The sequence below is a fragment of the Absiella sp. AM29-15 genome, from assembly GCF_003434225.1.
GTDB classification, from domain to species: domain Bacteria; phylum Bacillota_I; class Bacilli_A; order Erysipelotrichales; family Erysipelotrichaceae; genus Hoskinsella; species Hoskinsella hominis.
The window spans coordinates 16,195-37,512 of the sequence record NZ_QVFL01000027.1 but is presented as its reverse complement, the minus strand read 5'-3'; the positions used below and the strand labels follow the sequence as shown (position 1 = coordinate 37,512).

The window sequence follows — 21,318 nt, the reverse complement described above, 5'->3', positions numbered from 1 at the left end:
GGCACTTTACGGCACTCTATGAACTAAGACAAAAGCTACGCTGTAATAACAAGTACAGAGTGCTAAAATATAAAAAAAGATAAGAGGAATCTTCTCCTATCTATTTTATGCCAAAAGTTTTTGGATATCCACAATCTTTGAAATCATCTCATCGGCTTGGGACTGATCAATTGAAAACTTTGTGTCTTGTAAAGCAATCGTTCGCATACCTGCACGCTTTCCTGCTTCAATTCCAAAGGTACTATCCTCAATCACCATACAGTGCTTTGGTTCCACTTGCAGTTGTTTTGCGATCGTTAAATAAATCTCTGGGTTTGGTTTACTTTCATGGAACATCTCTCCACTAAATACCAAATCAAATAATCCTTCTAATTCACATTCCTTTAACATACGTTTGATATTCATCAAAGTAGAGCTGCTTCCAATTGCGGTATGATATCCATGTGCCCGTAACCATACTAATGTTTCCTTTATACCAGGATTTAAGATATCACGATAGGATACCATGTGTTCTTTCGCATAAGCATCAAAATGATCATAAAATTCATCCTGACTCCAGTCTTTATTCATTTTTTCTATACTGACCCGCCATGTATATTCTAAAGAACTGCCTACTAACGAAATCAGAAACGCTGCATCTGCCACAAATCCATATTCCTTATAAAAATCATATAACTGCCTTAAATTGGATGGTTCACTGTCAATTAATACACCATCCATATCAAATATGACTGCTTTTATCTTCTCCATATACGATACATACTCCTTTACCTTTATGTTTTGATGCATATAACGCCTGATCGGCATGTAGTAACAACTCATCTAAATTGTGTGCATCCTCTCCATAAATCGATACACCGATACTTATGCCAATCGGATATGCCATTAATCCTTCTACCTTTTTCAATAAGCGTGAAGCCAGGTCTTTTACATCTATACCATCTTCTATATTTTTTATGAATAAAACAAATTCATCTCCACCAAATCTTCCCGCAATGCCTTCTAACTCTTCATTCAGTACATTGCCAAGATTTGCCAGTACTTCATCCCCTGCGATATGTCCAAAGGTATCGTTCACTTGTTTAAAGTTATCCAAATCAATAAATAATAATGCATGTTTCGATGCACTAAAATTAATTAATGTATCTTCAATCTGCCGCATGATTTCTGCCTTTGCGAATGTATGTGTCAACTGATCTGTATTTACCTGAATCTGTAGTCGTTCTTTCTCTATATAAGAAGAATGTATATCATAGATAAATCCAATCAAAGAGGCAGGCTGTTTACGCTGATCATAAATAATGCCACCCTCTACTTCAAACCAATGGGCACAATGTTCTCTGTCCCAAAGCTGTAGCTGCAGCTGAATGCGCCCTTCTTTTTGTATCTGTTCTTTCATACGCTGGATATTTTCCAGATCCACAATCGTTTTCAATGCTTCATGAATATCCTTTGCGATGGTGGAAGATATCCCAAAACAATATTCGTAGTTATCAGATACATGTAAGTAATGCCGCTTACAGTCATATTCAAAAATAATTGCACTTTTTTGAAGACTTGCCAGCATTTCAAAGCGTCTGGCACTAACATGTTCTTCTTCTGCTTTTTTCATTTTTCTTACGATATAAAACAACATACATAAGATGCCTAAAAATATAAAGGCATAACTAACAGATAATAAGATAGAACGTTCCATGATTTGAAAATAATGTGGAGATAATGCTTCTGCATTTACGATATTGACCACTATCCAGTCTTTGATGCCGATGGGCGCATAGCTTAAATAATGTCTTGTCTGATCTTTTTCAAAAACAACAAAACCACTTTTATTCTGTTTGATATCCGTTTTCATCGTATTTTGATCATATGCTTTATTTGGATATGTAAACTTCTGCATTTCTTTAAAAAAATCAGAACGAACAGCCATGCCCTGATAACCGGATACAAGTGTGCCATCTTTTTGTACAATCAAGGTCGCACCGATACCACTATAAAATGCTTCGCTGAATATCGAAGTCAGATAATCTGATTGATATACGCCAAGTACGCCTCCCTGCACTTTTCCATCTACAATAACAGGAAGTGCCAGCACGATTTCATCACGGTTTTGAAGATGTCGTACTTCTGAAATATAAAGTCCGCGTTTTTCTTCTAAATAAGAAAGCACCTTTTCCCAATCCATATCCAATTGTACTTCTGTTGTTGTATATACGACACCGTCTAAATCAAACAGCGCATAATCAATTGCTTTATTTTTCGCATTCATTTCTTCTAACATCATGACGACTGCTTCTCGATCATTTTCATGATACAAGGTACTAAAGTCCGCAATCAACTGTAGTTGTGATTCAAAATCCTGCAGAGTCTGTTTCACAAAATGAATACTTTGTTCATTAGTTTTTAATAACCTGTCTTTATTCTCTTCAAACAGAGTATCTGAAAGTCCATGTTGAAACCATACGAAAGACACGCTTACATAAGCGCATGCGGCAATCATGGCAATCATTAACATCAGTTGAAAAAATTTCTTCATACAACTCCCTCATTGATTTCTTAGCTTTTCTATCACCAGCAGATACGGAGATTCCTTTTTATTTTCCATGCGTATACCCATACAGGAATAATAATGTGAATCTAAAGTTTTTACCCATTCTGAAAAATAACAGCTTTCTTTTTTCCCTTCATCATGACCTGGGTATATTACTAAGATAAGCATACCATGTTTCTGCAATTGCTTCAATGCTTTTTGAACAGCGATTCTGCTTGTATGTAACAAAGTTGTGACATTTTCATTCCCATGTGGCAGATATCCAAAATTAAAGATGGCTCCTGCGAGTGGTTCTGTAATATATTGATCTAGATGCTCATGTCCATCAAGGATAAATCTGCATTTATCATAATACCCAAGCGCACTTACCGCCTGTATACTTTGTTGAAGTGCTTCTTTCTGAATATCAAATGCATATACTTTCTGTACCTTTTCAAGTGATGCCAGAAAACAGGTATCATATCCATTCCCACATGTAAAATCCGCATATATCCCATTTTCTATGTTTATATTTTTCAATATATCATGGGCAATATCTACAACTTTTTTCATTTTCATCATCCTTTTCTTTTCTATATAGAATATTATAACTGGTTTCACCAACCAAACCTGTGTATAATAATAGCAGAGGTGATAGAAGATGGCAACATGCGTACCAGATGATATATTATGGGTTTTAAAACAGCTGCATACACATGATCAAGAAGCTTTTCTTGTAGGAGGCTGTGTAAGAGATATGCTCATGGGCCGTGAAGTTCATGATTTTGATATCACAACAAGTGCCCTGCCTGAAACTACCATGGAAATTTTTAAACAGGCAGGATGTATCGTAATTCCTACAGGAATCAAACATGGAACAATTACTGTTTTGGTAAATAATGAACCAATAGAAATCACTACTTATCGTATTGAAAAAGCATATCTGAATCATCGTGCACCTTCCCAGGTCGTATTTACTAAAAATCTTTTAGAAGATTTAAAACGCCGTGATTTCACCATGAATGCGATTGCATATGATCCAACAAATGGTTATTATGATCCTTTTGATGGCAGAAAAGATATTGAAGAAGGCATCATCCGCTGTGTTGGAGATCCTTATGAACGATTAAAAGAAGATGCTTTACGTATCTTACGGGCGATTCGTTTTTCTGCAGTTTTAAATTTTTCTATAGAACCACACTTGGAACAGGCCATCAAAGAACTTGCGCCTACTTTATCCTACATTAGTAAAGAACGTATCCGTGATGAATTTAATAAAATATTATTGTCACAGCACCCAGATCTATTACAGATGCTTTACGATTATCAAGTATTAGATGAGATTTTACCAGGATACAGCAAATTATATGGACATGATCAGAAAACCCCATGGCATATTTATGATATCTTTCGCCATAGTGATGTTGCGTTAAATCATACGATTGGATACCCATTAGAAAGTAAGCTGGCAATCGTATTGCATGATATTGGAAAACCAGAAATGGAAACGTTTGGAGAAGATGGCATTGCCCACTATAAACGTCATGCCCTCATCAGCGAACAAAAAGCCAGAGCATATCTGATGGATCTGCGCTATGATCATAAAAGCATAGAGCGGGTCTGTACCTTGATCTTATATCATGATTATTATGTCAAAGCCAATCGAAAAATCCTTCGCAGGTTCTTATCTAAGTTTGATAATGATATTGCATATGCGATTTCTGCCTTATATGTACAAATGGCAGATGATTATGCGAAAAACATGGAAAAAGCTCAGGAGAAAATTGATATTTTAAATGCTTCCATAGAATTATTAAAGGTAATTGATCAAGAAAAGGATTTCTTTCATAAAAAGGATTTAAAGGTCAATGGACACGATATGATGCAGTTAGGTTTACAGAATAAACAAATTGGCGATATGTTGGATGAACTGTATCAACAGGTGATTGACGATCCTTCCATGAATGAAAAAGAAAAGCTAATGGCTTATGCCAGACAAAAGATGCAGAATTAACTGCATCTTTTCATATACTCCATATCATCACATAATGCCTGTGCAATTTCTTCACTTAACTGTGTTAATACACAATTCTGATAAGGCCAGTATTTCTGTTTAATTTCTTCTATTGTTTCAAAATTGTCGCTGGTTCTGACCTCTTCCAGCACATCCTCACACATACGAATGGGAGAATCATAGATTCTTGTGATTTCCATTTCATATCCCTGTGGATGGGATTTTCGCATTAACTGATTTAAAATCTGTTCCAGTTGAAATGCCTGTTTATGGATATGCAATAGTGCCATATTGATCACCCGCCTTTCATATGCTGAGTATATCATGCATTCTTACACCAATCATGTAAGAATTAAAAAAACAGCTGTATTTTTTTACAGCTGCATCTGTTTCGCAATCGTAATCATTGTTGGATAAGCATATTTTAGGAAATCCTGATATCCACAATATTGTTTATCAAAATATAACGTATTCATTCGTTTACAGTTACCATGACAGATAGATACAAATGGACAAGTATCACATAATGGGCTCATTTGTTTTTTCTCTTTCACAAAGCCCTGCATAGGTGCACTGTTGGCGATATCCATCAAATCCATTTCCATCAGATTTCCACCTTTATATTCATCTAATACATAGAAATCACATGGATAAATACTGCCATCGCTTTCTACAACAAATTGAATACTGCAATATCCCAGCAGCCCACACTGTTGAGGTGGCACATCGGCGTACATTGGAATAATATTATCAAACAAGCCAATACTTCGATACACCCCAGCCTGCATTTCTTTCAACCAGCAATCATAGAACGCTTTATAAAAGCTTGCGAATAGCTGTGGTGTCAGCGCAAAAGGATTTTTTTCCTCATCTAATCCCGCAAGACATGGAATCAATTGAATATAACGGATATTTTCCTTTTTATAAAATTCATATAGTTTATTGGGATGTTTTGCCAGCTGTTTACTTAATACAGTCAATACATTATAACGGACTTCATATTTTTCTAATGTATGAATCGCCTGCATGACTGTTTTATATGTTGCTTTATTCCCTGTGGTAATACGGAAATAATCATGGTTTTCTTTATATCCATCTAAAGATACGCCAATCAAAAAGTCATATTGATGAAAGAACGTACACCATTCATCATCAATCACGTATGCATTGCTTTGTAAAGCATAATGTATTTTTTGTTTTGCCTTTTTAACTTCATCTACATATGCGCAAAATGCTTTAAAATAATCAATGCCTGCAACCGTAGGTTCTCCCCCCTGAAAAGCAAATGTTACTTCCCCATCCTCATCCAAATGAGAAAGGGCCTGATCAATCAGTTTTTTCATAACTTCTTCTTTCATAATACCGTTACTTTTAATCTGACGATGTTCACTCACATCCGCATAGAAACAATATTTACATTTCAAATTACAGGATGATGAGGCTGGTTTAATCAAAAAGCTTAAATTTTTCATACAATACTCCTCGTATCAAAATTACGTTTTTCTTTATTGATTTTTAAAGGAGATAAGCGTTTCTGTTTATCCTAATATATCAAAAGGGAATTCACTAAAATCATTCAGAATTTTCTTAATAAAAGGAAACTGTTCAAATTTTGTTTTATCATGAGCCGAAGCCATTGCGATAATATTTTTTACTCCACATGCATGGGCAAATGCGATACCGCTCACACTGTCTTCTACAATCAAACAATCTTTTATATCCACCTGAATACGCCTTGCGGCTTCCAAAAACATTTCCATTTTTGTAGGATATTGGCCATTATCATATACGATGAACGATGGATCTATCCAATGATCAAGATGAAATTTCTCCACAAAAAAATCAATATTTTCTTTTATTGAAGCACTTGCTATCGTGAATGGTATTTGATGACTTATCAAATAATCAAAAAAGTATTCCACCCCATTTGCTAAATGAAAATCTTGAGGATGATTCATACACATAGTACGATACATGGCTTCCTTCTTTAAAGAATACCTTTTATTTTCATCATCGTCAATAGCTTTTCCCATAATATATTCAATTACTTTATCGTTATTCTTACCATGCATATGATCTCGCAATTCTTCCTCACTCATTTCATAGCCACGAAGCTCTTTACTAATCGCTTTCCACGCTAATTCATGAAATTTCGAATCAAAGAATAATGTTCCATTAAAATCCAATAACACACCTTTTACTGTCATAATCTTTCCTTTCTTTGAAAAGCGAAAGCATTTAGCCTTCGCTTTTTAAATTTACTCTTTCTAGCTGTTCTTTTGGCGCATCCATATCATCAAGTGCTTTTATCATCATTTTTTTCATTTTTTCTGTTTTTTCTTCCCCATCCTGATATAGATTAAGCTGTTGATCATAATCTGTTTTTATATTAAATAATTTATCATCTTTAACTTCGCTTAATCCACCTTTCACATTATCAATGATACTTGGAGAAATAACTGGTATTTTATATACAGGATAGTCTGTTCGTTTTAAATATCTGCCCATCTGTATATCCTTTTCTACTCCTTTTCCCAAGTATTTTCGAATGGTTGTAGGCATACAGGTATACTCATAACAAGGCTGATTCTTTGCATTTGGTGCTTTAAATAATGTATATTCCCCATCTGTAATATTCAATGCCATTCCATGATAGCCATATAATGCATAACATTTTTCATATGTATCTGGTTCCTCCACAATTTTTTTCCATGAGCTTCCTTTTACTGTGTCGGGAATATCAAATCCATAATAATCTAATACAGTTGGCATAATATCAATATTTTGTGTTAACTTGCAAACGTGTTCTCCTGCCAGTTTTCCTTTTGGAAAATGTACCATTAATGGCAAATGTGCCAGCTCATTATATAAATGCATAATGTTTTTTCCAAAATAATCATGTTCGCCTAAAAAATAGCCATGATCTGTCGTCATAATAATCAGTGTATCATCAAACATATTTAAATCTTTTAATTTCTGTATTAACTTGCCAAACCACGCATCACTCATGCTTAGTAATGCTGCATAACGTTTTTGTATATAATCCTTAGCTTCATCCGGCACATTGACTTTCGCATACTCTGGTATTTCAAAATATTCACGATCCATATGTGTATCTTCATATAAATCCATATAACTTTGTGGTACATCAAAGGGTTCGTGTGGATCAAATGCCTCTACCATCAAAAAGAAATCATCATGATGCTGGTTATTCTCTAGCCATTCACAAGCACTAGCAAACGTTCTTGGAGATGGATAATCTTCTTCTTTAGGCCACTTTGTACGATTCCATTGATATTGCTTTCTTACACGCCCATAATAATCTTTTGGCATATTGCTTGGATCATCTATGCAAGAAACCCATGGATCGCCTTCTTGTCCTCTATGATAATCCCATGTGCGAAATTGTTGTATATAACCTTCTCCACCAGTTCTAAAATAATGACAATGATCTGTTGTGATATGTGTAAATATATCATGTTCTTTTAAAATACTGGGTAGTGTTATATCAAAGGGCTCCACTGGACCCCAGCTGCGTTCTAAAAAATTCAATCTGCCACATAATATATCTCTTCTTGCCGGCATACAGGGGGCGGAGCCAATCCAATGTTGATCAAAAACCGTTGCCTCTTTTGAAAACGCAGTCATATTTGGTGTTTTAACAAATGTAGATGGATGATAAACAGAAATCATATTTCTTTTTAATGTGTCCATCAATACCAATACTGTTCTCATAAAAACCTCCATTTAATCATGTTTCCTGTTATAAAAACAGGATATGTTTGTATATTATGCAAAGATCTGCCAGCCTGTATATTGAGCAATCAATGCAGATAATAATGCTACAACGATTAATCCTAAAATTACTTTAGCTGTATTTTTGCCTTGTCCCTTTTTTATCAACTTATAGCAAATAAAAGTTAATAGTACAGGCAAGATGCATGGCATTACTTTATCTAATTGTGTCTGAATAACCAAAGGATCTCCTTCACTAAACTTAAATTGCAAACCAGTAGCTAATTTCACAGTGGATGGAATCAAACCGCCAACGACCATTACTCCTAAAACGTTTGCTAAATTGCCTAGACGATCAAAAATCTTAACGCCACCATTTTCAATTAATTGCATACCTTTTGAATATCCCCAATGGATTCCAAAGTATTTAATTGGCCAATACAAGGCGTTGATCATAATAAACATGACAAGTGGTCCTATTAATGAGCCATTGCCAACACACATTGAGGCACCAATGGAGCCAGCAATTGGATACCAGGTCAGATTCAGCATAGAATCTCCTAAACCTGCAAATGGACCCATTAAAGAAGTTTTTATGGCAACAACCGAATCTTTTTGATCCTCTGTTGTTGTTTCTTCAAGCGCAGCAGATATACCCAAAATAAAAGGGATTGCCAAAGGATGTGTATTAAAATATTCCAAATGTCTTTGTAAAGCATGAACACGTTCCTCTTTAGGTGCATCTTTATACAATTCTTCTAATACAGGATTAAAACAATATGTCAAAGAAAGACTTTGCATACGTTCATAATTATGTGCAAACTGACTTGCCTGTGTTCTCCAAAAAACTTTATTCAGTATTTTCTTTGTTATCTTTGGCATTATAAATCATACTCTCCTTCCTCATCTGTTCCCTCATCAGAAACAGCTTCAACAACCATATGACGTTTCTGTCCTTCAATAATGATGTCATAAATACCTGCACCAGCAGCTGCAATAATCGCAACACCTAATGTTGGAACATTTAGATATGAGGCAAATACAAATCCTAATAATAAGAATATCCACATATCTTTCTTTATCATCATGCTTAACAACATTGCAAGACCTACCGCTGGCATCATACTTCCTGCAATAGAAAAGCCTTTTAATACCCAAGGTACATCATGCTGTAAGAAAGACATGATACTATCAATCACATAAGAGCCTACACCTGTAGCGATAAATGTTGGTACTGCTCTGGTCAAAAAGAAGCACAATCCACCTAACCAAAAATATTTGTTGATAGAGCTGAAATTACCACTTTCTGCTGCTTTATCAGCTGCATGCAGGAATGTAATATTGGTGGTCATAACAAGCATATTCAATTGCTGAACTAATGTTGCAGTTGGTACACCAACAGCAACCGCCAATGCTGTTGCACTTGCAGTATCTCCTCCAGATAAAATACCTAAAGACGCACCTACGATTGTTCCAGAAATAACATCCGGTGGTACATAAGCTCCAATATTATTTACACCAAGCCACATCAATTCCATTGTTGCTCCGATGATGATGGCAGTCTGCATATCACCTAAAATGATACCAACCCCCAAAGAAGCTAATAACGGTTTACGAAATCCTAAATGTGGACCATATTGATCCAAAGCACATAGCCCTGCCCAAATTGACAGTAATAATGCTTGTAATATCATATATTTTTCCTCCTGTTTTATGAAAAATTCTTTAATAAATTACTAACTTTTTCTTTTGAATCTCTTGTCGTTGTCTGCATCCATATTTCTACACCATGATTCAACAAAGCATCAAAGGCTTCTTTTTCCTCTTTTGTAACAGACATATTTTTATGCAAACGTTGTCGATGCTCATTAAATCGCATTCCACTAACATTTAAATAATCAAATTTCAATCCATTTTCATAGCATTTTAAAGCATCCATAGGATTAGTAAATAAAATCATGGTTACCTTTTTAATAGATGTTTTTTTCAAAACATCTAGAAATTTATCAACACCAAAAATACTAACTTTAACATCAGGCACAGCAAGTCCGGCAACTGATTTTTGCACTGGATCATTTGCCACAGCATCATTTACTATGATAATCGATTTGATCCCATAATCTTTTACCCAAGTTGTTGCTACCTGACCATGTATCAGACGATCATCAATATTCACTAATTTAATTGACATAATATTTTCTCCTTTGCATTATAAGTCTAATTCTTCTTCCTCGTTATTATCGAAAGAAACTGTAATTTTCTGACAAGCCATCTGATGCGTCGTCATTACACGATCTGTTATATCTTCATGAGCTATATCTCTGCATAATAACAAATCAATTAACAATGGAAGATTCAGCCCTGTAAATGCCAAAACATCCATACCTCTTAACATATTTCTGCTAATTGCATTAAAGGGTGTTCCCCCATAAATATCACAAAGTATGATGACATCACTACATTGATCATGTAATGTTTCATACGCATTACAAACTTCTTTTTCCATTGTTTCTAATGATGTATCTTCCTTTAAACCCAATGCAATCACGTTTTCCTGTTTACCTGCTATCATCTCTGCACTTGCTAATGCTGCTTTCGCAAATTCCCCATGACTTACAAGTATTAAACCTGTCTGATTCATATTGCCTCCTTCCATCAATAATGTAAGCGCTTCTTATTGATTACAGGCTTAGTTTAGCACCAGAATTATATACAATCAATCAAATGAAAATGTGTTTTGCTAAATAATTCCATGTTTTGTTTGTTTTTTACATATTTTTATCAAATAAATGCTACAAGATACTTATTTTTACATATTTATATTATGATATAATAAATCATTATTTTCTAACTATTAAAGTTTTGTACTTTATAAAGTATAATTGCACATACCGAAAGAATTTGCTATAATATCCATGTAAACGTTTAAACATGTATAAAAGCTTGTTTTTTAATACATATGTTTCATAACCTATACTTTAAGATACAGTATGATTTTGTATATCTTTTTGGCTTTTTAAAGTAAAAAAAAGCTAATTTCATATCGAAATAAGCTACATAAAGTATGGATAAAAAAGTATGCTATGTGAGATACTTTTATAAATACAGCAAAGACTGTAAGGAGGATTTATGAGAAAATTTGTACCACCAGATAATTTTAAAGCGATTGTCGCAAACCGTTTATATGGACTGCTATCAATCAAATCTGCTGCTGAAATATGTGGCATAACCAACACGACTTATCTAAAATACGAAAAAGAATATCGTGACAAGGTCAGTAGTTCAGATTTAAAAGATTTAAAGCTTAAGTAACTATCTATGAAAAGAAAAGGGTGATTCTCTAAATTTAATTTTGAGATCACCCTTTTTGTATCGTCATTTTTCTATATTCTCGTGGAGAATAACCATAAAACTTTTTAAATACTTTGTTGAAATATAACTGATCATCGATTCCCACCATATGACCGATATCTTTTATTTTATATCTTTCTTCTTTTAATAAGATTTCAGCTTTTTTCATTTTCATCTCATTAATATATGTAATAAGATTTTTGCCTGTTTCCTTTTTAAAGATTCTGCTTGTATGAATTTCACTAAGACCGATTGCTTCCGCAATCATTGCCAATGTGATTTTTTGATTAATATGATCCTCTACATATTGCATGATACTTACAACATTTCTTTTATATTTGCTAATCATATGTTCTTGCATCCAGTCAATCAAAGTCTTCATGATTTTTTCAATTTCAAGGTCCAAATACATAATACTTTCAGATTCCCTGATACCTTGTCGTAAAACATCAAAAGGATATAATTGTGAAAAACTTTTTTCTAAAATCATCTTTTCAATCCTATCAATTAGTTCACAAAAATATAATTTTACTTCACTTTGTTCAATCTTATGTTGTTGCATATAGTGTACTGCTTCTTTGCTTATTCTTAATACATCATCATATTGCTGATCATTAAACGCCTGTATAATTCTTTCAATAAAGTAAATATCATGTTCATTTAAATGAGCATATGTTTTCTTCTCATCCATAATTTCTATACAGGAATCGCCATCATAAAACTTATGTTCATGATAAATCTGTATTGCCTCATACATTGGTAAAAACCCTTGGACTCCAGATGCAACAGATGAGATTGTAATACTAAATTCATAAGTCAATATCCGGTTAATTTCTTCAATTAAATCTCTAGCTTTATTTTTCATAAATTCCATATCATCATCTGGCAATATGATTAGACCACTATGCTTTTTTGTAAAGATCAATCTCATATTTGGAACATCTTTAAATATCTTTTTTATGATTTGTTTTAATTTCAATTGCATTTCATCCCGTAAAACAAGTTTATTTCTAAACATATTAATAAATTCATCTGTACTTAACCAGGATGGTTTATCATATTGTTTTAAATTTCGATTAAAAATTCTTACATTATCCATGCGAAAATAAATGAATCGATATTCTCCTTGTAAAATCATCAATTCTTCTCTTTCTAATAATTTAATGACACTTGAGGTATCAACCTTTTGTTTATCTCGAATCAATCCTAATAATTTTTCTAATTCATTTTCCCAATCTATATCAAAATGCTTAACTTCTTTATCCTCATCCAAAGCCTTTTTTACATCTTTTAATAAATTTGCTAAAGTAGAATAACGGAGTCGTTCTTTTAATAAATAATCATTACAGCCAGCTTTAAAGGCATCTCTGAGTGTATCATAATCATCATGTTTACTAATCACAATCACAAAACCATGTGGATTCAAATGTTTGACCTGACGAATTAATGACATTCCATTTCCTGCTTCTAAATCGATGGATGTAAAAACTAGGTCATGTCGATATTCGCCATAATAGGCTAATGCTTTATCTTCATTATTGGTGGTTGCTACGATTTCAAAGCCATACTCATTCCATGGCAGCATATTTTTTATCACGTGAATCATTTGTTCTTGTTTTTCTACAATCATCACAGAGTAATAAGCCTTCATAAAACCACCTCTTACTTTCAGTATACATGAAACTTTTGATCTTTCCTATTCAAAAAATCAAAATAAGCAATATTATGATAGAAATTTACATATTTATTATCTACTGTTTAGATACGATATTAATATCTTACATATTTAAGATGTTATAATTTTTCATGGATAACAGGAGGTAATTAAATGAAAAAGCCTAATATTATACTATTAATGTGTGATCAATTTCGTGGGGATTGTTTATCTTTTCTGAATCATCCAGATGTAAAAACTCCATATTTAGATACATTGGCTTCAGATGGCGTTTGTTTTACAAACGCATATTCTGCATGCCCCAGTTGTATCCCTGCCCGTGCTGCTTTATTCACAGGTAAATCACAAACAAAAAACCGGCGAGTAGGTTATCAGGATGGGGTTGTGTGGAATTATGATCATATGCTGGCAGAAGAATTAAAAAATCATAATTATCAGACAGCTTGTGTTGGTAAAATGCATGTACACCCACCTCGTTTATCGTGTGGTTTTGAAACATTGAAGCTGCATGATGGATATATCGGACACTATCGAAAAGCTACTCTTCCCTATTGGATGCATCAAAATGTTTGTGATGACTATATGCGTGATATGAAAAACCAGCTAGGGCAAACATTTGATGTTAATGGCAGCGGCGTTGAAAACAACTCATGGATAACGCATCCCTGGATTTATGAAGAACGATATCATCCAACCAACTGGGTTGTGGATGAATCCATACGTTTTCTTGAAACTCGTGATCGCACGCGACCTTATTTTTTAATGACGAGTTTTGTTCGTCCGCATCCACCATTTGATGCACCAGCTTCTTATTTTGATATATATAAAAATAAAGAATTGGCTGAGCCTGTGAAAAGTGACTGGATGAATCCTTCTCTTACACAACGTGATGGTAAAATCATGGATAATATTCATGGATGCAGTGATAAGGCACTTCAACATGATGCTATGGCTGGTTATTATGCAAGCATTACACATATTGATCATCAAATTGGACGCTTGATAACAGCTTTAGAAAATGATGAAACATACGACGATACCATCATTATATTTACTAGTGATCATGGAGAAATGCTATTTGATCATTGCTTATTTAGAAAAGTCCTTCCCTATGAAGGTAGTACTCATATCCCACTTTTGGTACATGTAGGTAAAAATATTGCGAAAATAAATCCGCATGTACATAGTGGTATTGTTGAATTACGGGATATTATGCCAACATTGTTATCATTTGCAGATATTGAGATTCCAAATGATTTAGATGGTATCTCTTTGAAGGATGCAATTTGTGATGATGTGCCACTTCAGCGACTTTATCTTCATGGAGAACATAGTGGAAACCAAGAACAAAGCAATCAATGGATCATCAGTGATCATTGTAAATATATTTGGTTTACACAAACAGGTGTTGAGCAGTTCTTTGATTTAAAACATGATCCAAAAGAAACACATAATCTTATATATGAACAAGATAATCAAGCGCGAATTCAAAAACTTAAAAATCTTTTGATCCAGGAATTAAAAGATCGAGAAGAAGGTTATAGTGATGGCTCACAATTAATCATTGGTAAAACACCTGTCACACTACTTACAAAATAAAACCGCCATTTCGGCGGTTTTATTTTCTATCGTTTATCTTTTCGATTTGGCACATAATCTGTTGTCTGCATATACCACGTTAATAATTGTAGTTTCATTTTTTGAATCTGATCCTGATAGCATTTTTCATCAATCATATTATGAAGTTCCATCGGGTCTTTCTTCAAATCATAGAATTCATCCTTTTCATACAAACGCATAGTATATTTATAATCTCCCATTCTAATCATACATGCTTTTGTATGTTGTGGTCCTTCACTTTCCTGTGTAGATAAGCGTGGCCAGTATGGTGAAGATGGTCCATGTCCTTTTTCCATTGCCTGCACTTCTCCATGAATTCTTCCACCTTCACAACATGCATAACCTTTGTGTGCATGTCCAGCAAGTGCGCCTAAAAGGCTTTTTCCAAATTGTACATAGCTTAAATCAAAACCTGCAATATCCGCAAATGTTGAAGGAAGATCAACAAGTTCTACCAGCTCAGTTGAAATTCCTTTTTTCACTTCTATATCAATGGAAGGCTTAATCAGCAGTGGTACATTACTGATTGGGTCTTCAAAACAATTTTGTACTTTTTCCGCAATACCATAATCCGTAGTATAATCCCCATGATCACTCCATACAAAGATATTTGTATTGTCATAGAAATTATGTTCTTTTAATTTATCACAAAGCATTCCAAACTGATGATCAAATCTGGAAACCATCGCAAGATATGTGGCACGTAACTCATTGAAACGTTCTTCCTCCCAGTGAAGTCCTTGTTTCTTAGCAATATCGTATAACATACTCGCTTTATCTTGTAAGGTAGCTATATCTGGTCTTCTTGGATTTAATTTTTCTCTGTCTATAGAAGAATACCATGGATCCTCACATGCATAGGGAGGATGTGGAAAGCTTATTGTGCAATAAAGGAAGAATGGTTTTCCATCTGGCTCTTTACTTTTTCGATCAAGATAATCCAAAGCGCTTTGTACACAATTCCAATCAGTTTTTCCATACCCTTCACTATCCTTCAATTTCCCAATATAGAAGGAGTACAACTCGTCATTTTCCTTTACCGGCTGTGAATTATGTTTTTTCATACTGCCAAATGCATCCACAAACTGATCACGCATATTTTCTTTATGGATACCATCATAGTATTCATCACAATAATCAGTTTTCAAACGATCTGCAGGAATTACATCATTTCTCCCAATCCAAATAACCTCATATCCGTTATTTTTCATTTCTTTTAGAATATTTGGCTCATCTTCATTTTGAAGAAAATGCATGGTACGATGTCCTAACGTATGCGGATATAACCCAGTTAAAAAACTACATCTGGATGGTACACAGACAGGATTTTGACAATAAGCATTTTCAAAGGAAACGCCTTCATCAATTATATGATCTAAATTAGGGGTGATACTTGCTTCATTATGATGGATATGAAGGGCATCACTACGCATTTGATCTGCCACAAAACAAACGATATTTCTTTTATTCATCAGGCATTCGCCTCCTCACTTTCTAAAGCTGCTTCTTCTTTTAATGCTTGCCGATCTAATACTTTGATGAATGGGAAATAGATGATAAACTGAATCGCAATCAATACAACCTGAAGGATTGCCACACGTATTCCACCAGTTAACCATCCTGAGAAAATCACAGGCGTGCCTAATGGAATTTCCGTACCATTTAGTGGTGGTACAATACCTGTTATCGTACATAAATAAGCAATCGCAAAGGTAATGATAGGTGTAAGAATCAATGGAATGATCATAATGGTATTTAATACCATAGGAAGTCCAAAGGTAATCGGCTCATTGATCCCACATAATCCTGCTGGCAATGCCAGTTTTCCCAATGTTTTATAACGTTGTGATTTTGCGAAAAATAGCATTGCAATACATAGACCAATCGTTCCACCTGCTCCACCAAGAGATGCATAAACACTCCAGTTTGCTTTTACGATGATATTAGGAAGTGCTGTATTTGCGGCATAGGCTTCTAAGTTTTCAAGTGCTGGTGCCTGATACAGCATGGTAAGGAATGGCATAACAATCATTCCACCGTGTAAACCAAAGAACCACATTAAGGAGCACATTAAGATAAAAATCACAAATGTAAATGGACTTGCGCCTAAATTTGTCAATGGTGTTTGCAGCATCGTATAGATGAATTGATTCAAGCTGCCATAGCTTGTCAGTGACATACCATAACGTACCAGACAGAATATGAAGGCAATGATAAAGCCTGGAATTAAAGATGAAAATGATTTTGATATTGTAGGTGGCACACTTTCCGGCATCTTGATCGTTAAGTTTTTATGCATGAGGAATACATAGATAGTTGGTACAACAAGACCAATAATCATTGCGGAGAACAAACCAGCAGCTCCCAGCCATTTTGTTCCAAGTGCAGCCGCTATTGTCACAAGGGCATCACCTTCTCCACCCTGAACGCCAAGGGGAATCAGTAAGAAGAATACCATCAATGAAAGAATTCCTGCAATGGTTGCATTTGCATCTTCTCCCAATTTTGAACATAAACTTTTTCCAATCAGGAATACAGCATAGACTGCCAGAAAATCTGTAGTGATTGTTGGCGCGAATGAGAATATCTCTTTCAAATGTGTTGCTGTCACAAAGTCCTGATATGGACCAATCTGTAGATTTGCCAATAATGTGAAGATTGCACCAATCATAATAACTGGTAATAAGATTGAAAATCCTTCACTAATTGCTTTTAAATAACGGTTGCGTGATAGTTTGTCTGCTAAAGGTACTAATGTTTTCTCCAAAAACTCCATAAACTTTTCCATAAGTTAATTCTCCTCTTTCTCTATCGTAAATGAATGGTACCGTTTTCATTACACTTATGTTATACATCACTTTGGACTAAATTTCAAGTATATTTTGGACTTTATTTCATTTTAGTCCATTTTTTTGCTTGTTTATTTGGAAAATAGTCCATTTTTGGCGTTTTTGTGTTATAATAACCATAGTGAATGTATTGGGGGTTTCTATATGAAAACTTTAGATTTAATTCGGCAGAACATGCCATCCTTTACAAAAAAAGAAGCGTTGATAGCGGAATATATTTTAAATCAGGATCCTGTTTATGTTATTCAATGCACAGGTGAGATGATTGCCAGAAATGCAAAGTCCAGTAAATCAGCATTCATCCGAATGTGTCAAAAACTTGGATATGAAGGTTTCTCTGAGTTTAAGTTTGCCTTATCTAGAGAGATGGTATCAAATACAAATGATGAAAGTAATGAAGATGAACCACAAGATTCTATGAAAGCCATCACAAATTTTTATGCTAGACAATTAATAAATATCAATCAGATGATTTCTATGAATGAAGTAAAAGCACTTGGTAAGAAAATTGTTCATTCAAGAAAAGTTAAAATCATTGGCTATAACCGTACTGGTTTATCGGCCATGCAATTACGTATGCGACTTTCAAAAATCGGTGTAGATTGTGAAGCTATAACTGATCCAGTTGTCATGCGAGATGTTGGCAAAATTCTTGGTTCAGAGGATCTTTGTATCATTTTTTCAATAAAAGGACTTACAGATCCATATCTTGATATTGTAAAAAATCTTCATCAGAAAAAGTGTTTTTTCACCTTAGTCACGATGACACCAAAGAATCAATTGGTTCCTTATGCTGATCAATTATTTACTCTGCCCTATGCCTCAAGGGCACACCGGGACACATTCTTAGATGATCAGGTAATTTTCTTTGTATTCATTGAGATATTATTAAATGAGATTGCAAAAATATTATAAAATCACCAGACAGAGGATTTCTGTCTGGTGATTTACTATTGATTCATTAGTTTCCATTTAATTAGTGGATGCTTAAGTATCATTTTAACAATCTTCTTATCTTGAAATAATAACGCTGGTTGATATCGCCTATTTTGAAATGTTTGTATAAATAATTGTTCATCCTGTGTTAATTGCATTAAACATTGAAGATATTGTATAATCCTTGCTTTCTTAACCTCTAAATCAAATTTGCTTTTTTTCTGATAACACTGGCAAAAATCTCTTTTTTATCCAAAAACAGGCAGAAGACTCCGACTTCAACGGCGACAAGTAAGTTGGAATACACGCTGTGCACCCTTTGGGCGTGAATGCAGCAATATGAAAATTTCTTGTCTTTTCTTTCTTCTTGTTTCTATTTTTTCTATCACAATATTCCACATAATCTTTGTAAGCATTTCCCCTCTTTTTGTGCTATCCTTAGCTTAATTACAAAAATAATCTATTTCATCTAATAATCGTTCGATTAATTCATAAATCATAACAGATGGATTCATTTTCTTTATATCATGTTCCATTTTATATTTTTCTTTTTTCCAGAATTCTTCAAGATGCTTTGCATTTTCTATAGCATTTCTTACTTTAGCATTACCATCATTTCCTAAAATTTTAGCAATCATGCCTTTAGAAGCTTTCACTTTAGAATTATATTCTAAAACATCTAAATGATTACGTATCTGATTTATGATACTTCTTTTATCAACGATATCATGGATATCTATTCTTTGAAAATGCATAAGCAACCAAGTTTCAAATAGCAAATTCGAATAATCTAATATATATTCATTATCGGAATTGATCATTAAGTCTATAACATCTTGTATATTAACTGGGGCATCACAATCAAATACCAAATGTTTTTCATAAAGCGCATATTTCCGACGATTTACATCAATGTTTAAAAAATCCTCTGCATAACGATAAACATGCATGGCATTTCCACTTGTATTAATAGGTTCTATTACCATATTAGAATAAGGAACGGATAATCTTTTTTCTAAATAATCTTTGAAAAAATTTAAATAATTATATTCTGTATTTCCTTCACAAAATACAAGCAAATTACCTGCATTTTCAGGTTTTAATTTTTTTATTATTCTTTTTTCATTCACTAATCTCCCCATATCCATTCCTCCAATATTTCTTCCGTCATATCCTGTTCATTAATAACTGGAATCGCTCCATATTTTCCAAATAAATAATCTTTAGAGAAACTAGCATCTGAACGAACTTTTATATCTGCAAGCGTAAATACCGTTGATTCACCTTTTTTATTTTTATCCACAAACGCAATTTCATCTCTACGAAATTGTTGCCGGTTCAATAATGAAATATCATGTGTTGTAAAAATTAATTGTGCTTTGTTATTTTTTTCATTTTGATATAAGTCAATAATGAACTTTGTTAAAATCGGATGTAATCTTGCTGTTAATTCATCAACAATAAATACACCGCCTTTTTCCATCATATCAAGCATATTTTGAATAAAGGAGAAATAACGTATCGTTCCAGTTGATTCCATTTTTAAATCAAATGCTTCTTCACCTATCACTTCATTTTCATCGTTAAAAATATCATGAATTGTTTTTATTTTATAACGCTGATGTTCATTTGTTTCTTCATCAAGTATCTCCTCTATGTCAATCCTTTTGATTCCCACATCCGCAATTTGTAGAAATTTTTCAACTTTACTACGATAGTTATTATCATTTATTAATCTTTTTGAAAAATTCACATTACTTAAAAGCCCTTTAATACTTGTTTCAATAAAAATTTCAAAATGTATTATAAATTTATATTTTAGATAAAATTTAATATCGTCAATTATTTCTTTAATTTCACCATCAGAAAAATAATCTAGTACACTTATATATAAACGATCTTTTCGCTTATTTATAATTTTTTTTAATTCTTTCTCATATTTTTTTCCAAACCTGATATGCTCGTAATTTCTGTTATATATTTCAACATTATCTTTTAACAGCCATTCTTCTTTTATCAAATATTTTCCATTTTCTTCAATCGTTGAAAAGCCATATTGATAGGTTTTACAATTATGATAAAAGATGATTTCAAATTCATTTTCTTTATTCAGATTTACATTTAGACGATATGGATTTCGATGGATACCAGGAATCCTAAAGGTATCTTCTTCCTCTTTATTCGTAATATCCCGATACATTTGATTAATAATAAAACTTTTAAAGTAATACATTGCACTGACCAGATTTGACTTACCACTTGCGTTTTTTCCATAGATTGCCAATGTTTTAACAAGATTATTTTTATCTATTCTAACTATATGACTTTTCATTTCTTTGTAGCTGACTGCTCTTAAATCCAAAATTGTTTCATCCTTAAATGAAGCAAAGTTTTTTACCCGAAACATGACTAACATGATCATCTCTCCATTTCTATCGATATCTATTTTCATTATATCACAAGATAGTGGAATTATTCGTATTTTTCGATTATTTTATAAAACAAAATCATATTTCTAATTGTTTTCTATACAAAAAAATTGTATTTATCGAATTTTATCCAAAAACAGGCAGAAGTCCCCCACTTAACAGCGATAAGTAAGTGGTGGGAC

At 33.5% G+C, this 21,318-nt stretch carries 20 protein-coding genes; 4 read left to right on the top strand and 16 right to left on the bottom strand.

The annotated features are described in order from the left end of the window. Window positions 1-105: 105 nt before the first annotated feature. From DW761_RS20010 to DW761_RS20000, 3 genes are read right to left on the bottom strand one after another with little or no spacing between them, the layout of a single operon-like run. The gene (locus DW761_RS20010) at window positions 106-750 is read right to left on the bottom strand and encodes an HAD family hydrolase (RefSeq protein WP_117519157.1); all 645 of its coding nucleotides are present in this window, start codon (window positions 748-750) and stop codon (window positions 106-108) included. Continuing rightward, a complete protein-coding gene (locus DW761_RS20005; protein WP_117519156.1) occupies window positions 722-2,533 on the bottom strand; it encodes a sensor domain-containing diguanylate cyclase in 1,812 nt (603 codons plus the stop codon). The genes DW761_RS20010 and DW761_RS20005 overlap by 29 nt, the downstream gene beginning before the upstream one ends. 9 nt (window positions 2,534-2,542) lie before the next feature. Continuing rightward, window positions 2,543-3,100, bottom strand: a complete 558-nt coding sequence (locus tag DW761_RS20000; protein ID WP_158553861.1) for a class I SAM-dependent methyltransferase — start codon at window positions 3,098-3,100, stop codon at window positions 2,543-2,545. Window positions 3,101-3,188: 88 nt separating this feature from the next. Here DW761_RS20000 and DW761_RS19995 point away from each other — a divergent pair, with 88 nt between their 5' ends. After that, window positions 3,189-4,541: a CCA tRNA nucleotidyltransferase gene (locus DW761_RS19995; protein WP_117519154.1), complete on the top strand. Its 1,353-nt coding sequence runs from the start codon at window positions 3,189-3,191 to the stop codon at window positions 4,539-4,541. On the opposite strand, the gene DW761_RS19990 is transcribed toward DW761_RS19995, so the two are convergent. From DW761_RS19990 to DW761_RS19955, 8 genes are all read right to left on the bottom strand, one after another. Beyond that, complete coding sequence (locus tag DW761_RS19990) at window positions 4,538-4,831, bottom strand: hypothetical protein (protein WP_117519153.1); 294 nt, start codon at window positions 4,829-4,831, stop codon at window positions 4,538-4,540. The genes DW761_RS19995 and DW761_RS19990 overlap by 4 nt on opposite strands. 84 nt (window positions 4,832-4,915) lie before the next feature. After that, window positions 4,916-6,013 (bottom strand): radical SAM/SPASM domain-containing protein, encoded by a 1,098-nt coding sequence (locus tag DW761_RS19985; protein ID WP_117453215.1) that lies wholly within the window; start codon window positions 6,011-6,013, stop codon window positions 4,916-4,918. Between the two features lie 66 nt (window positions 6,014-6,079). Continuing rightward, a complete protein-coding gene (locus DW761_RS19980) occupies window positions 6,080-6,748 on the bottom strand; it encodes an HAD family hydrolase (protein WP_233513143.1) in 669 nt (222 codons plus the stop codon). 31 nt (window positions 6,749-6,779) lie between these two features. Then, window positions 6,780-8,276 carry a sulfatase gene (locus DW761_RS19975; RefSeq protein ID WP_117519151.1) on the bottom strand — a complete coding sequence of 499 codons (1,497 nt, stop codon included), beginning with the start codon at window positions 8,274-8,276 and terminating at the stop codon, window positions 6,780-6,782. Between the two features lie 54 nt (window positions 8,277-8,330). Then, a complete protein-coding gene (locus DW761_RS19970; RefSeq protein ID WP_117519150.1) occupies window positions 8,331-9,158 on the bottom strand; it encodes a PTS system mannose/fructose/sorbose family transporter subunit IID in 828 nt (275 codons plus the stop codon). Then, a complete protein-coding gene (locus DW761_RS19965) occupies window positions 9,158-9,970 on the bottom strand; it encodes a PTS mannose/fructose/sorbose/N-acetylgalactosamine transporter subunit IIC (protein WP_199485669.1) in 813 nt (270 codons plus the stop codon). Before DW761_RS19965 ends, DW761_RS19970 begins: the two co-directional genes overlap by 1 nt. A 17-nt stretch (window positions 9,971-9,987) precedes the next feature. Next, window positions 9,988-10,467, bottom strand: coding sequence for a PTS system mannose/fructose/N-acetylgalactosamine-transporter subunit IIB (locus DW761_RS19960; RefSeq protein WP_117519149.1), 480 nt, complete (start codon window positions 10,465-10,467; stop codon window positions 9,988-9,990). Window positions 10,468-10,485: 18 nt separating this feature from the next. Next, entirely contained in the window at window positions 10,486-10,917 is a 432-nt protein-coding gene (locus DW761_RS19955; protein WP_158553860.1) for a PTS sugar transporter subunit IIA, read from the bottom strand. A gap of 488 nt (window positions 10,918-11,405) precedes the next feature. On the opposite strand from DW761_RS19955, the gene DW761_RS19950 reads away from it, so the two are divergent. Continuing rightward, a complete protein-coding gene (locus DW761_RS19950; protein WP_117519147.1) occupies window positions 11,406-11,588 on the top strand; it encodes a hypothetical protein in 183 nt (60 codons plus the stop codon). Between the two features lie 46 nt (window positions 11,589-11,634). Here the strand turns inward: DW761_RS19950 and DW761_RS19945 are convergent, their stop codons facing one another. Beyond that, the gene (locus DW761_RS19945; protein WP_117519146.1) at window positions 11,635-13,278 is read right to left on the bottom strand and encodes a helix-turn-helix domain-containing protein; all 1,644 of its coding nucleotides are present in this window, start codon (window positions 13,276-13,278) and stop codon (window positions 11,635-11,637) included. A 177-nt stretch (window positions 13,279-13,455) separates the two neighbouring features. Between DW761_RS19945 and DW761_RS19940 the strand changes: the two genes are divergently transcribed. After that, a complete protein-coding gene (locus tag DW761_RS19940) occupies window positions 13,456-14,901 on the top strand; it encodes an arylsulfatase (protein ID WP_117519145.1) in 1,446 nt (481 codons plus the stop codon). 26 nt (window positions 14,902-14,927) lie between these two features. Here the strand turns inward: DW761_RS19940 and DW761_RS19935 are convergent, their stop codons facing one another. Next, on the bottom strand, window positions 14,928-16,394 hold the full coding sequence (locus DW761_RS19935) for a sulfatase-like hydrolase/transferase (protein ID WP_233513142.1): 1,467 nt from the start codon (window positions 16,392-16,394) through the stop codon (window positions 14,928-14,930). Then, window positions 16,394-17,710, bottom strand: a complete 1,317-nt coding sequence (locus tag DW761_RS19930; RefSeq protein ID WP_117519143.1) for a PTS sugar transporter subunit IIC — start codon at window positions 17,708-17,710, stop codon at window positions 16,394-16,396. The genes DW761_RS19935 and DW761_RS19930 overlap by 1 nt, the downstream gene beginning before the upstream one ends. Window positions 17,711-17,915: 205 nt before the next feature. On the opposite strand from DW761_RS19930, the gene DW761_RS19925 reads away from it, so the two are divergent. After that, on the top strand, window positions 17,916-18,686 hold the full coding sequence (locus DW761_RS19925) for a MurR/RpiR family transcriptional regulator (RefSeq protein WP_117519142.1): 771 nt from the start codon (window positions 17,916-17,918) through the stop codon (window positions 18,684-18,686). A gap of 464 nt (window positions 18,687-19,150) precedes the next feature. On the opposite strand, the gene DW761_RS19920 is transcribed toward DW761_RS19925, so the two are convergent. Further along, entirely contained in the window at window positions 19,151-19,849 is a 699-nt protein-coding gene (locus DW761_RS19920) for an RloB family protein (RefSeq protein WP_158553859.1), read from the bottom strand. Then, entirely contained in the window at window positions 19,837-21,123 is a 1,287-nt protein-coding gene (locus DW761_RS19915; protein WP_158552204.1) for an AAA family ATPase, read from the bottom strand. Before DW761_RS19915 ends, DW761_RS19920 begins: the two co-directional genes overlap by 13 nt. Between the last annotated feature and the right edge of the window lie 195 nt (window positions 21,124-21,318).